This window comes from Candidatus Kuenenia sp. (assembly GCF_027493735.1).
GTDB lineage: Bacteria > Planctomycetota > Brocadiia > Brocadiales > Brocadiaceae > Kuenenia > Kuenenia stuttgartiensis_A.
This window is the reverse complement of the sequence record NZ_JAOSKF010000018.1, coordinates 500,963-514,337: the sequence shown is the minus strand read 5'-3', so window position 1 is coordinate 514,337 and position 13,375 is coordinate 500,963. Positions and strand designations below refer to the sequence as shown.

14 protein-coding genes are annotated in these 13,375 nt (G+C 40.9%); 7 read left to right on the top strand and 7 right to left on the bottom strand.

All coding sequences use genetic code 11. The features are described from left to right. Window positions 1-145: 145 nt before the first annotated feature. The 5 genes from M5U24_RS10780 to M5U24_RS10760 form a co-directional block, all read right to left on the bottom strand. A complete protein-coding gene (locus M5U24_RS10780) occupies window positions 146-307 on the bottom strand; it encodes a hypothetical protein (RefSeq protein WP_157820564.1) in 162 nt (53 codons plus the stop codon). Then, window positions 289-606 carry a hypothetical protein gene (locus M5U24_RS10775; RefSeq protein ID WP_099325585.1) on the bottom strand — a complete coding sequence of 106 codons (318 nt, stop codon included), beginning with the start codon at window positions 604-606 and terminating at the stop codon, window positions 289-291. The genes M5U24_RS10780 and M5U24_RS10775 overlap by 19 nt, the downstream gene beginning before the upstream one ends. Window positions 607-727: 121 nt before the next feature. Continuing rightward, on the bottom strand, window positions 728-922 hold the full coding sequence (locus M5U24_RS10770; RefSeq protein ID WP_099325586.1) for a type II toxin-antitoxin system HicB family antitoxin: 195 nt from the start codon (window positions 920-922) through the stop codon (window positions 728-730). A gap of 242 nt (window positions 923-1,164) precedes the next feature. Continuing rightward, window positions 1,165-1,770 (bottom strand): MotA/TolQ/ExbB proton channel family protein, encoded by a 606-nt coding sequence (locus M5U24_RS10765; protein ID WP_157820565.1) that lies wholly within the window; start codon window positions 1,768-1,770, stop codon window positions 1,165-1,167. A 36-nt stretch (window positions 1,771-1,806) separates the two neighbouring features. Next, window positions 1,807-3,255 carry a TonB C-terminal domain-containing protein gene (locus tag M5U24_RS10760; RefSeq protein ID WP_099325588.1) on the bottom strand — a complete coding sequence of 483 codons (1,449 nt, stop codon included), beginning with the start codon at window positions 3,253-3,255 and terminating at the stop codon, window positions 1,807-1,809. Window positions 3,256-3,836: 581 nt separating this feature from the next. On the opposite strand from M5U24_RS10760, the gene ychF reads away from it, so the two are divergent. Next, window positions 3,837-4,925, top strand: a complete 1,089-nt coding sequence (ychF, locus tag M5U24_RS10755) for a redox-regulated ATPase YchF (protein ID WP_298202413.1) — start codon at window positions 3,837-3,839, stop codon at window positions 4,923-4,925. Between the two features lie 128 nt (window positions 4,926-5,053). Here the strand turns inward: ychF and pyrE are convergent, their stop codons facing one another. Both pyrE and M5U24_RS10745 read right to left on the bottom strand, forming a co-directional pair. After that, window positions 5,054-5,749 (bottom strand): orotate phosphoribosyltransferase, encoded by a 696-nt coding sequence (gene pyrE, locus M5U24_RS10750; protein ID WP_164995562.1) that lies wholly within the window; start codon window positions 5,747-5,749, stop codon window positions 5,054-5,056. 111 nt (window positions 5,750-5,860) lie between these two features. Further along, a complete protein-coding gene (locus M5U24_RS10745; protein ID WP_298202412.1) occupies window positions 5,861-6,166 on the bottom strand; it encodes a PilZ domain-containing protein in 306 nt (101 codons plus the stop codon). A gap of 805 nt (window positions 6,167-6,971) precedes the next feature. On the opposite strand from M5U24_RS10745, the gene M5U24_RS10740 reads away from it, so the two are divergent. From M5U24_RS10740 to M5U24_RS10715, 6 genes are all read left to right on the top strand, one after another. After that, window positions 6,972-7,187, top strand: coding sequence for a type II toxin-antitoxin system HicB family antitoxin (locus M5U24_RS10740; protein ID WP_099325592.1), 216 nt, complete (start codon window positions 6,972-6,974; stop codon window positions 7,185-7,187). Window positions 7,188-7,857: 670 nt separating this feature from the next. Then, window positions 7,858-8,085, top strand: a complete 228-nt coding sequence (locus M5U24_RS10735) for a DUF2283 domain-containing protein (protein WP_099325593.1) — start codon at window positions 7,858-7,860, stop codon at window positions 8,083-8,085. Between the two features lie 75 nt (window positions 8,086-8,160). Then, on the top strand, window positions 8,161-8,328 hold the full coding sequence (locus M5U24_RS10730; RefSeq protein ID WP_164995561.1) for a hypothetical protein: 168 nt from the start codon (window positions 8,161-8,163) through the stop codon (window positions 8,326-8,328). Between the two features lie 343 nt (window positions 8,329-8,671). Beyond that, entirely contained in the window at window positions 8,672-11,872 is a 3,201-nt protein-coding gene (locus tag M5U24_RS10725) for a helicase-related protein (RefSeq protein WP_298202410.1), read from the top strand. Between the two features lie 46 nt (window positions 11,873-11,918). Continuing rightward, window positions 11,919-12,482, top strand: a complete 564-nt coding sequence (locus M5U24_RS10720) for a transposase (protein WP_099325594.1) — start codon at window positions 11,919-11,921, stop codon at window positions 12,480-12,482. Between the two features lie 59 nt (window positions 12,483-12,541). Beyond that, entirely contained in the window at window positions 12,542-13,375 is an 834-nt protein-coding gene (locus M5U24_RS10715) for a hypothetical protein (protein ID WP_298202409.1), read from the top strand.

Below are 13,375 nucleotides of genomic sequence, written 5' to 3'. Positions count from 1 at the left end.
TGTTTTCTATGGTTGATTTCTCTATCGCTCGCATAGAGTGTTATTAACTAAATTGTAGAGACGTATTGCAATGTGTCTCTACCCTTGTTCAGATTTTAAGCCCTAACCGTCGGAGTGCGCTGTCGCTTCTCTCACCTTAAATAACTCAAATTTTGGCTTTTTTCTCTTGAACTCGTTTCAAACAAGATGGGCTTTCGGATGCTTTTTTATACCATAGAGCGCGCTTATTCGATGCCTTTATTTCCTTAAAACCTTCTTCTTCCAGATGTTTTTTAATAGCATTTTCTTTTAATATTCTTTCAGCCATTTCTGATACCTTTCTTTGTAAAATTCGAAATTGTCTTTAATATCCTTTATTGCCATCGTCAATGCCTGTCCGTTATCGAGGAAATCATACCAGATTTTTCTTGTAACTTTTCCATCTGTATTGAGAATATCTTTATGTGGACAGCCGTGTCCACTATCATATCTAAGAATTTCATGCCATTCGCCTTCAAACGCGGACAAAAGCTTTACGACAAATTCTGTAACATATCCCTTTTCTGTTTTAAAGTGCACATAAACAATAGTTTTTTCTTCCAATTCCAAAAAATATTCTTTATCCATATTATCAAAGGAAATATTCCATTATTGAAATAATAATGTCGCATTTGTTTAAATCAACAGTGCTTTTCCGCCGCTTATATAGCTTCTTTTCAAAAAACTAAAGTGTTACCAGTAAATAGCATCAGGCATTTACCTCTACCTCATAAATAGCGCCTTTGTTTTCCTCAGCAAGCATTGTTAAATATGTATGAATTGCATCTTTAATGTTTTCCAGAGCATCTTCTAAAGTATCTCCTTGGCTGTGGCAGCCATGGTAGATTGGACAATGCACATCATAGCCATATTCACTTTTATGCACCACTACCGGGTATTTCATTTGTCAGCCCTCTTTTCAAAACAAAATTAGTTTATGATTTTACTATTCATCAGGTTTGTTGGCATTGCCATTAACTGGCACACGCGCCAAATACCACTATCCTTTTTTCCAGGATTCGATAATTAATGGCAACTTCATAAAATCTATCCTTTTTCTAAAGCTTGTTTTCGATGTATTGTCTTCCTTTAATTCTTTTCTGAAAAGCCCTTTTATTGTAACTCCAAACAAAAAATATCTTTTCTCTATACTTCGGGTGGATAAAGCTTGTTGAGAATAGTGAGGGAATATTCTTCTATTTCACGGACATAACCATCCACCTTCCTGTCAAAATAATTATATGCAACCAAAGAAGGAATTGCAATGCACAGGCCAAACACCGTTGTACGTATGGCAACCGCCAGGCCTCCGGCAAACGCCTTCGCATGTCCAAGTCCCAGTTCAGAGATAATGGCGAAGATATCTTCCAGCCCTAATACGGTACCCAGCAACCCCAGCAAGGGAGCGATTGCGGTAATAACCTCCAAAAGCCAAAGACGCTTTTCAAGCACCCTTGTTTCCTGCCTTCCCATGGCCTGGATATCAATAAACTTTTCTTCCCGCGAGAGGTGGTTATTCGAAAGAATACGCCGCAAAAGATTCGAAAAAGGGCCTTCTATTACCTCGCATTTTGAGATTGCAAACGGTATGTCTCTCGGGCTCTTTATTGCTTCTATTGTCTGTATTATTTCAGGTTTGAGTATCTTGTTCTTTCTTAAATTAATTGCCCGCTCCATAATAATTGCGAGTGAAAACACCGAACATACCAATAACGGTATCATTATCGGCCCTGCTCCCAATAGCCATTCCAAATTACTATTCCTCCTGTTATGTATTTTTCTGAATAATTAGAAAAAATAAAAATTAAACTTTACATTAATAGATGATTCCTTAATGTGTGAGGGAAAGGGGTCCAGCGGAGAAGCACTCTTAATAGAAGAAACAATACGCGAGGCAAGTTGAAAATTACCCGCATCCTCCACAATTTTTACCCCTTCAATAGCACCATTTGGCAACACTTTGAATTCAATAATAATCGGCTTGTCTTTGTTCGTCACCAGGTTAATCTCTGCCCGTGTGCCATATCCCAGAAACCAATACAATGATATTCTCTGCCGGATATGTTTAAAATATGCTGCATACTTGTGTTGTTTAACGTTAAAAGACGGCGCCCCTGGAATTTCTGCATTAGACAGCGTATCTTCAAACAACACCGGATCATTGCCGGAGCCTTCATCCTTGGCAGCAACATTAAAGGAGGCCTTGGGCTGCTCCTTTTCAGCTACAACCTTCTGGCTTTCCCCGGTGGTTTCTCTTTTATTTTGCTGTGTAACACCGTATGTTCCTGCTGGCGGTGTAGTTACATGGTCTTTTCTCTCTTTTCCAGTTTCTTTCGTTATTTCACTTTTCCTTATGCCTTGCAATTCTTGCGGCTCTGGTAACAACTCGCCTTTTTCCACCTTTGACGCATTTTTAATATTCCTTGTTTCTTCCAGAACATGTATCCCCTCCTGGCGGGAAATTTTCTCGGGGAATCTTTCCTGCCTAACGCCGGCTTCTGCCGCTAACGTTTGTTTCTGCAGTTCTTTTCCATCGGTATCCGTCAGGGTAGTGGTTTTATCGGTTTCATCTGCCTTTCCCGCGGAGGGCACTCTTTTGTATTCTTTTACGTCAACCCTTTCCTGCTGCATACCTATGGAGTCAATTTGTTCTTTCTGAGGAGCTGGATTTTTTTCTGTCTGCCGAGATTCCTTGGCAGCATTGTTTTCTGCAACTCTCTCTTCCTTACTGCCAGGCTTTTCAACCGTTTTCTGCGCCTGGTTTTGCCGCTGGTCTTCAATGGAAATGCCCTGTTCGCCTTTTCCCAGCAAAGGAACCTTTGACTGTCCGCCTGCGTATGGTTCGTTGTTAAGCACACTTGTGTCATCCGGGTTTTTGCCTTTTGCGGAAGCCCCTTTTTCACCAATCCTGTCTGTTTCGGCGGAGGGTTCCTCTTCTTCTTTGTTTTGGGAAGTATCCGTAAACGTCTTATCCTTCTTCTCCTTTTCTAATAGGCTTTTTTCCTTCGATACTTCAGAAGCCGTGAGTTCTTTTTTATCGTCCTTACTTTCCAGGTCAAATGTAATTGTGAATTCATCCGGTTCACGCACAAAACTATCTCTGAGCGATCTGATGCTTAATAACTGATTTCCCTGAGGAGAAAAGAAAAAAAAAAGGCCATGGATTGCTACAGAAACAATAATAAGGAGGGCAAACAGGTATCTTTTATAAAAATCGGAAAGGTGTTTAATGAACATATTATACCGTCACGGGTTAGCCGACAACAGTTTTAACGCAGGTATTAGGAGGAGATATAAAGCATAATAATCGTTTTTTTTATTCGTACTAAAGTTTAACGCACGCATATTTTCTTGTCAATATAATATAAGAGCCGTCCTTTCTGCGGTAAATAACTATCCTATTGATAATTTGTAACATTTTAGTTTTTTGAAAAAGTAGGGGGCGAAGCATTTGCCGCAAATTGTCATACATGCGTTCATACCCAAAACGGGCAAATGCTTCGTCCCTACACTGTGCGGCAAACATCGCTATTATTGGAATTTTTCAAAAAACTAAAGCGTTACGATAATTTTCAAATTTTTTATTGAGAAAACCCCGTAAAGTCCATATAGTTATCCAAATTTGCGAAAAAGATAAATTACAGGTAGTATGTATTTTTACAAATTGTATGTTTTTAATAAATACAACGTTCAGGAATTTCAATATTCTTGTAGAGACGCATTGCATGCGTCTGGAAACTGCTGCGCGTGAATAAAATGTTGACAAAAACAGAGAGACGCATGCAATGCGTCTCTACATTTAAAAATGGGGATAAAAAATGGGTTTAAACTGTGGTATCGTAGGTTTGCCAAACGTTGGGAAATCTACCATCTTTAATGCGCTAACATCTGCCAAGGCAGCATCTGCAAATTATCCCTTCTGCACAATCGACCCCAATGTGGGTGTGGTATCGGTGCCGGATATACGTATGGATAAAATAGCGGAAATAATATCAACGGAAAAAATTGTCCCTACAATAGTTGAATTCGTTGACATTGCAGGACTGGTAAAAGGGGCAAGCAAGGGCGAGGGACTGGGGAATCAGTTTCTGGGACACATCAAAAACGTAAATGCCCTATTGCATGTAGTGCGCTGTTTTGAAAAAAGCGATACCATCCATGTGGAAGGTAGTGTTCACCCGGAAAGGGATATCGACATTATTAATACAGAACTGATCCTGGCGGATATTGAAACGGTAGATAAAAGATTAAACAGGAGCGAAAAATTAGCAAAGACCGGGGACAAAAAAAACCTGGCAACTATTGATGTTCTGAAAAAGGTTAAAAACGCCCTGAACAATGGCGTACCGGTACGGTTATTGTGTTTGACCGATGAGGAAAAAGCCGACATTGCAGACCTGCATTTAATCACGTCGAAACCCGTATTATATGTGGCAAATATCTTTGACATAGAACAGGACAAAAAATACATCGACACCATTACCGGGTTTTCAAAAAAAGAAAACTCCGGGTTTGTCGTCATTTCCGGAGATATCGAATCTGAAATTGCGCAAATGGAACCTTCTGAAAGGAAGGCGTATTACGAAGAAATGGGGCTGCAGGAATCGGGACTCGAAAAGCTTATCCGGGAAACATACCAATTACTGGGATTGATTACCTATTTTACCGCCGGGCCAAAGGAAATAAGGGCATGGACTATCCTTCAAGGCACAAAAGCGCCTCAGGCGGCAGGGGTAATCCACTCGGATTTCGAGCGGGGTTTTATCCGTGCGGAAATTTATAATTATAACGATCTTATCACCCTGGGTTCTGAACAAAAGATAAAAGAAAAAGGGCTTTTGCGGCTGGAAGGCAAAGACTACGTCATGAAAGACGGCGATATCGTTCATTTCAGATTTAATGTGTAACCTTTTTACCACCCATCATCTCCCCTCTAAAAAGAGGGGCCGGGGGGTGTGTCAATTTTTCGAAAACCTTATTTGTCTGACTATATTTATAATGAGAGGGTGCCGGCTTATGCTGGGGAGAGATAGGGTTACGGTTTGTTTTTATAAGCGTCAATCAATTCATCCCGCGTAAAGAGGGACTCAAATATAACCATTTTCTTTTCTATATTCTCCCTGCCGCCTTCCTGCCTGTCTACAAGCGCAATTACCTTAACAATTTCAAGTTTGTGTTCCCTTGCCCTGTCTATGGCCTGAATAGTAGAACCCCCTGTGGTAACCACATCGTCCACAATCACCACCTTATCGCCTTCCGACACATTGCCCTCAATAACCTTCATAAGCCCGTGTGATTTGGCTTCCTTCCTGATAACAAATGCCTGAACTGGTTTTACTCTGAGGTCTGACCATTGATCTCCGACCTCTGACCTCTGACCTCTGGCTTCTGACATAGCGCTTACCATGGCGGTTGCAAATGCTATAGGATCTGCGCCATGGGTTAGGCCGCCTATGGCATCTACGTCAAGATGCCTGATTTTTTCATAAAAAAGACTGCCAATAAGCAACATTGAGGATGGATTAAGGGTTGTCGCCTTACAATTAATATAATAATTGCTTGTCTTTCCGGATGTAAGCTTGAAAACAGGCCTTTCATCATACTTAAACGATCTTTCTATAAGTGCTTGCAGTAATGCTTTTCTGGCGTTATCGATGTTTATGGGCGAGTTTTGTACAGATTCAAAATTAATTGTCAATTGTATACTTCTCCTTTTTAAGCCGTCTTCCATGTTAATATCATCTCCGGATAGTTTGTAATCATTTTTTCAAAATAGGTGCTTGCCGGTGCAATTCTATCCCACATTAATATTGCCGGCTTCAGAAAGATACGTTGCTATTTTTTATCTTTCATCGGCGCCAATGTTATCAAAATGTATACTGGCCAGATATGTTTTTTCCTTCGCCCCGGCATACATTCCATTTCTAACGCGCACAATTATTCCAAAGCCCTCAACAGTTTCGTTCTTAACAGGCAGATCAAATGTTATTTTAACCGGCGTAAAAGAGGGCAAATATTCTGTGGTCTCGCAACACCCCCCCCGTTCACTCAAATTTATGCTATTCGCGGGAAAAGTATTGCCATCCACACACAATGTGACAGGAAAGTTAGTCCCAAATCTTGGAGAAACCCTTCTTTCTTCAGACACGTTATGCAACTCCTTTCATTTGCCTAATGATGTTTATAATAAACGTATAGCTCAATTAACAACGCGGTAATAACAATAATAGAAATAATGATAATTGTTTTTTTCACATAACCCTCCTCCGGTTTAGAGAGTAATTTAGCAAAGGTGTAATGATTTTAAAAGTAAATATTTATTATTTTGCAACAATATGCTAAAAAATGGAAAGAAAAGGAGTTGGCGGCACAAAACTGGAGTTCAACAACCCATGCTGAAGCAGTTGCGCAATCCACTCACAGTCCTTCATGTCGGTCTTCCGGTCGGTTTACAATATACGCATGCCCCAGACACATTTTCATCGTTTCTGGGTGCCGCTAAAGCGGCATGATGACTGGTTCGTAAAACGTAAAATACGGGAAAAAATTTGCATTCTTCTTTATTTTTGTGTTACCATCCTTTCTTTTCCAGGGAAACGCAATTTCCTATCCTCTCTCCATTTAAAAGAAACTTGATATTTTCAAACAGTGAATGATAGCCAATGACTCGAAAATAAGCCGCAACAAAAAAGTATAAAGATACCAATATCGCCATGTGATCGGCCGCGAAATCGGCGATCTCGGCAAGGTCATATGTACCCGCAAACCAACACGCTTGCCAGTGGTTATGACTCGCGATGAAGTGAAAGCTGTTCTTGCAAACTTGACGGACGATAAGTGGTTCATGGCCTCGCTTATGTACGGCTCGGGGTTATAGTCAAAAGCGTCTGGTTTTAGAATAATAAACACACCCCTTATATGATGAGTAATTTTAGAGAGATAGGAGGTTATCAATGAAATTTACAGCAATTATTGAACGTGAATGTGATGGACATGTATCACTGTGTCCGGAGTTAGATATTGCAAGCCAAGGTGATAGTATTGAACAAGCACGGGACAACCTTCGGGAAGCATTAGAACTGTTTTTTGAGACAGCATCCGCTGAAGAGATAAAACATCGACTTCACGATGATGTTTTCGTAACGCAGGTTGAGGTGGCAGTTGGGTAAACTCCGAGTTTTGTCTGGCAAAGATGTATGCTCGATTTTGGCAGCACATGGTTTCATAGAAGTGCGTCGCCGTGGTAGCCACATCGTCATGCAAAAAAACTTCCCCAAGGCACAATAACGGTTACTGTCCCAGACCTTGATGAAGTCAGAATTGGAACGCTTCAATCCATCATCCGTCAATCAGGGCTGCCTCGGGGTGAATTTGAAACATGAGGATTTGGTGTCTAACAAACCGCTGCACCTGACCGCGATTCCGCTGCGCTCCATAGCGGCAGGTGGGCTTTGTCGTTATGCGGTATAATTAAATCATTGGTGTCCAATAAGGCCACTGGCTTCTTGAAAATTTAATTTAGATAAGAGTGTAATTAAATATAAAACATTGGAGGGGATGTGAGAACCCCTGAAGAGTCAAAGATCGTATGGACTGACTATATGAAATATAGAGCCGAATTAAGAGGATTTGAACTACTTAAGGTTGAAAATATATTGCGGTATTCGGGAGAAATATACTTCGATACTGCAACCCAACGTTTAATTGCAGTAGGTAAACATGATGATAGACTGGTTATAATTCCATATGAGAAACAGGGGTGTGAAATAACACCTATCTCAATTCATGCTACTACGCGTCAACAAATTAATTTCCGACTTAAAACGGGGAGGTTCATATATGGATAAAACAAAGATGGCATATTTTAAAGATGAAGATATTCTGCATATAATTATCTCTGAGGAAAAAGAAGCAGATAGCATTGAGTTAAGCCCGAATATTACAGCGGAGCTGAATGAAAGCGGAGAATTAATTGGCATAGAAATATTAGAGGCAAGTTCTTTTCTTCGCGATTCAATATTGGAATCATCACAAGCTAAAATACTTAAATTAAAAAAAACCGTATAACAATCAAATTCAGCGGACGGCTAATAGTCCACCGCTGATTTCTGTCGTTATGTTTCACGATGACTGGAGTGCGGCATGAAGCTGGAAAGCTTTGGCGATGTACTTGCATCCATAAGGAAGAACTCTATTGATCCCTCAGATTACAGCGATTGTACGGGTGCATTCCTGATTTTTTGTAACTTCCGCTATGTTTTAATGAAACGTTGCAGTAGTGTTAACCCTGACAGGGTTGTTTCGTCCTGACCCCATCATTAACGGTTACAAAAAAACGGGAATGCTCCCGATTGTACAGATTAAAAAAACGTAGGAACACGGAGCACCATGTCCCTGCAATTGACCAATGACCAATGACGAAACACCTTCTAATTACAAGCCCAAATTCCGCAGACAAGGAAAAATGTTCAATATTCAATTCTCAATGTTCAATTCTCAAATTGTTGCTCATTTGCCTCTATTCTTTTACATTGAGCATTGAATATTGAATATTAATTTTCAAAAAGGTGCTAACGGAGCTTTTCGCGGTGTTTTTTCAAAAATCTAAAGTGTTACAAAAGACTTCTTAATGAAGATGGGGAATAGCCGCATTGTGAACTCAGATTTAACCTTTATTACCAATGAAGAAAATAGAAGCCTCCTGGAAAGATTCAGGGTCCTTATTGCAGACACCCGGCTCTTTGATGTACTCGTTGGTTATTTCTATACCAGCGGATTCCATGCCATCTACAAATCCCTGGAAGATACCGAAAAGATCAGGATTCTTATCGGGATAAGTACAAACAAACAGGCAATAGAACTCATTCAAAAAGCAAAAAACAATCACCAGCCATTCCTTCCATATTCTCACGCCGAAGTAAAAGAACAATTCGAACAATCTGTCACGGAAGAAGTAGAAAATGCTGAGGATAGAACAGAAGTTGAAGGGGGGATCCTTAAGTTTATTGAATGGCTGAAAAACGGAAAACTGGAAATCAGGGCTTATCCCACCGAAAATATCCACGCAAAGCTTTACATTATGACTTTTGTGGAAGGTGACAGGGATACCGGGAGAGTCATTACCGGGTCTAGTAATTTTACTCAATCAGGCCTTGTTGATAACCTTGAATTTAATGTAGAGTTAAAAACCAGGGCGGATTATGAATTTGCACTCCAAAAATTCAATGAACTGTGGAAAGACGCCGTTGATGTAAGGGAACGATATATCTATACGATTCAAATAAAGACATGGCTGAACAACACCATTACCCCTTACGAATTGTATCTGAAATTTTTATATGAATATTTCAAAGACGAACTCAGTCAGGCAGATGAAGTGTTTTTGAAATATCTTCCCCATGAATTTAAAAAACTGGAATATCAGGAGCAGGCAGTTTTAAACGCCAGGAAGATACTTCTGGAATACGGCGGCGTTTTTATCTCTGATGTTGTAGGGTTAGGCAAGACATACATATCGGCAATGCTGGCAGGACAGCTTGACGGCAGGACACTTGTCATTGCCCCTCCTGTGCTGCTTGAAAGATCGAATCCCGGTTCATGGACTAATGTATTTTCCGATTTCAGGGTATCGGCGGATTTTGAATCACTCGGTAAATTGGATGACCTTATTGACAGAGGGACAGAGAAATACACCAATATTATCATTGATGAGGCACACCGTTTTAGAACGGAAACAACGGTTACCTATGAGAAATTGGCGGAAATCTGCCGTGGCAAAAGAATTATTCTTGTAACGGCAACGCCTTATAACAATGCGCCAAAAGATATTTTAAGCCTTTTAAAATTATTTCAAAAAGCCAAAAAAAGCACTATCCCAAATCTTCAGGACATGGAAGGCTTCTTTAATGGCCTGGATAAAAAGTTAAAAAAACTGGACAGGCAGAAAGATTATATTAGATACATAAATACGGTAAAAGAAAATGCGCGGGAATTACGGGAAAAAGTCCTCAAATATCTCATGGTTCGCCGTACCCGAACAGAGATTGAGAGATATTTTGGTGAAGACATAAAGAGCCAAAACATTAGATTCCCTTACGTTGAAAAGCCTGTTCCTCTTTTTTATGAACTCAACGATACGGAGGATGAAATATTCAGCAAAACCATAGCATTGATAGCGCAAAAATTCAAATACGCCCGTTATATGCCTATGCTTTATTATGACGGTAAAGTTGGCCAGCTTGAAAAGCAGTCACAGAAAAACATGGGCAAGTTTATGAAAATACTGCTTGTTAAGCGTCTTGAAAGCAGTTTCTTTGCATTTAAAAATTCGGTGGACAGATTCCTCCGCTCTTACGAGATGTTTATAAAAGAGCTTGATGACGGAAGTGTTTATATAAGCAAGAAACACACCGGTAAAATATTTGAGTTGCTTGATAGTGACGATGATGAAGCCGTCCAGCGGTTGATAGAGGAAGGCAAGGCGGAAAGATATGCAAGCAGTGAATTTAGAGAAGGCTTAAGAGAAGACTTACTGCACGACCATGACATTCTGCTTGAAATTAAAAAACTATGGCATCACATTGACCGCGACCCAAAGCTTTTAAAATTTTTGGGAGAATTATCCCTAAACCCGGTCTTAAAAGCGAACCATCTGATTATCTTTACGGAATCAAAGGAAACCGCAAACTATCTGTTCAAAAACATAAATGAACATTATCCGGATAAGGTGCTGTGTTTTACTGGTGATTCAGGCGAGGCAACGAGGGACAAGGTTATTGAAAATTTTGACGCCAAATCACGTCATCCTAAGGAAGATTACCGGATACTGGTCTCTACGGAAGTATTGGCCGAAGGCGTTAACCTGCACCGTTCCAATACAGTGATAAATTACGATATCCCCTGGAATCCTACCCGCATGATGCAGCGCGTAGGGCGTGTCAACCGCGTGGATACGCTATTTGAAACGATACATACCTTTAATTTTTTCCCGACCAAACAATCGAATGACCAGATAAAACTGAAAGAAGCGGCAGAGGCTAAAATCAATGCCTTCTTAACCCTGCTTGGAGGCGACGCAGAACTTTTAACAGAAGGAGAACCCATAGGCTCGCATGAATTATTTAACAGGTTGATTTCCAGACAAACGCTGGAAGGTGAGGAAGGGTCGGAGGAAAGCGAATTGAAATACCTCCAGGTCATTAAAGAGATTCGCGATAAAGACCCCGACCTTTTTGAAAAAATAAAACGCCTCCCCAAAAAGGCGCGCACTGCAAAAACCCTGACAGGGTTCTCAACCCTGTCAGGGTTAATTACCTACTTCAGACGGGGAAAACTCCAGAAATTTTTCAAAGCCGGCAGTAAAAATGTGGCGGAAGAACTGGATTTCATATCTGCGGCAAAGATTTTGGAAAGCGCCCCTGATGAAGAAAAGAAAGACCTTCCCGGACACTTTTACGAACTTCTGGATAAAAACAAAGCGGCATTTATCTTAGCGACAACGGAAGAAGTGCCGCAGCAATGGCAAAGGGGCGGACGTGACAGCACGGCAAGTATCCTGAGAATTTTAAAGGCAACCACGAAGAACACCCAAAAACTGACAGAAGACCAGGAACTATACCTCAAAAAAGTCCTCACCCAACTCGAGGAAGGCGGACTGCCCAAACAGACTGCAACGCAAACACTGAAAACCCTGAATGCGCTGAAGAATGAAATCGTTAACCCCCTCAAGGTACTGGCAGTACTTCGGACGCATATACCGAAAAAACTTCTGGAAGAACATTATGCTGAGCAAAACCCAGCGGTATTTGGCAAGCGGGAAGTCATATTATCATTATATTTGACAGCAAAACCCTGACAGGGTTCTTAACCCTGTCAGGGTTACTTGTCCTTGGAGGAAGACAATGAGCACAACTATCACGCCACTGTTACCAGGACACTGGTATCATATTTATAACCGGGGTATCAATGGCGAAACCATTTATCACACCGAGGCAAATTACCAATATTTTCTGGACTTGCTCGCCAAATATGTTTTTCTCACAGCAAAAGTATATGCCTATTGTCTTATGAAGAACCATTTTCACCTGTTGGTTTCTATTCATGATGATACAAAGAGAAAGCCACATCTGTATTTTTCAGATATGTTTAACAGCTATACACAAGGGCTTAACAAACACCTGGGAAGGACGGGGAGTCTCTTCGAACGCCCCTTTCGCCGTAAGGTGATTTCATCCGAAAAACAGCGGGTTCAGGTGACTTTATATATACACAACAATCCCAGGCATCATGGTATCATGAACGACATTGCGAAGTACCAATACTCTTCTTACAGGGCAGTGATGTCAAGCGCCCCAACGAAAGTAGAGCGTGAAGAAGTGCTTTCGTGGTTTGGTGGGCGTGATAGTTTTGTGGCTTATCATGGTGCCAGTCGTGATGACATTTCAGATGATTTAACATTGGAGTAAATTTACCGTCAACCCTGACAGGGTTTGAAACCCTGTCAGGGTTAAAATGAGGCATTGACATGGATAAACAACAGGCAAAACAAATTATTCAGGAGACATTTGAGAACCCTTTTGATAAGGGCAGGTTTACCCTATTCATCAAAAATCTTCTGAACCATATTGAAGAAAACCGCATTCCTCCACGTCATGGTCAATTCATTCCTGACGCTTACAAGCCATACATCAGCAGTCTGGCGCGAATCGGCAAATTCAATGACAATGAAAACAGGGTTGATATCCTTATCATAAAACTTCAGAAAGAGACCTCCCTTGAACGCGCCCGCACCATGCAGCGAAACTTTGTTGCCGGGTATTTACAGGGCAAATACGGTAGTTCAAATGAAAAAGAAGCTGCACTGGTTGCCTTTGTATCCCCGGATTCGGCAGACTGGCGTTTTTCACTGGTTAAGATGGACTATAAGTTTGAACAGACTCAAGCCGGCAGAATGAAGGTAAAAGAAGAGTTTACACCTGCACGCCGATGGTCATTCCTGGTAGGCGCAAACGAAACCAGCCACACCGCCCAGAGCAGGCTGGTTAATATGTTGGCAAATGATGAGCATAACCCAACCCTTAAAGAACTGGAACAGGCATTTGATATTGAAACCGTAACCGAAGAATTTTTCCGAGAATACCGTGGGCTTTTTATCCGTACAAAAGAAGAACTGGACAAAATAGTAGAGACAGGTTTCAAACCTGTCTCTACCAGCCTGAAAAAGGAATTTGAATCTAAAGGAGTTGATACCGTAAACTTTGCAAAAAAACTATTGGGCCAGATTGTATTTCTCTATTTTTTACAGAAAAAAAGGCTGGTTCGGTGTAGCCCGCGAAGCCGAATGGGGCACAGGCTCTAA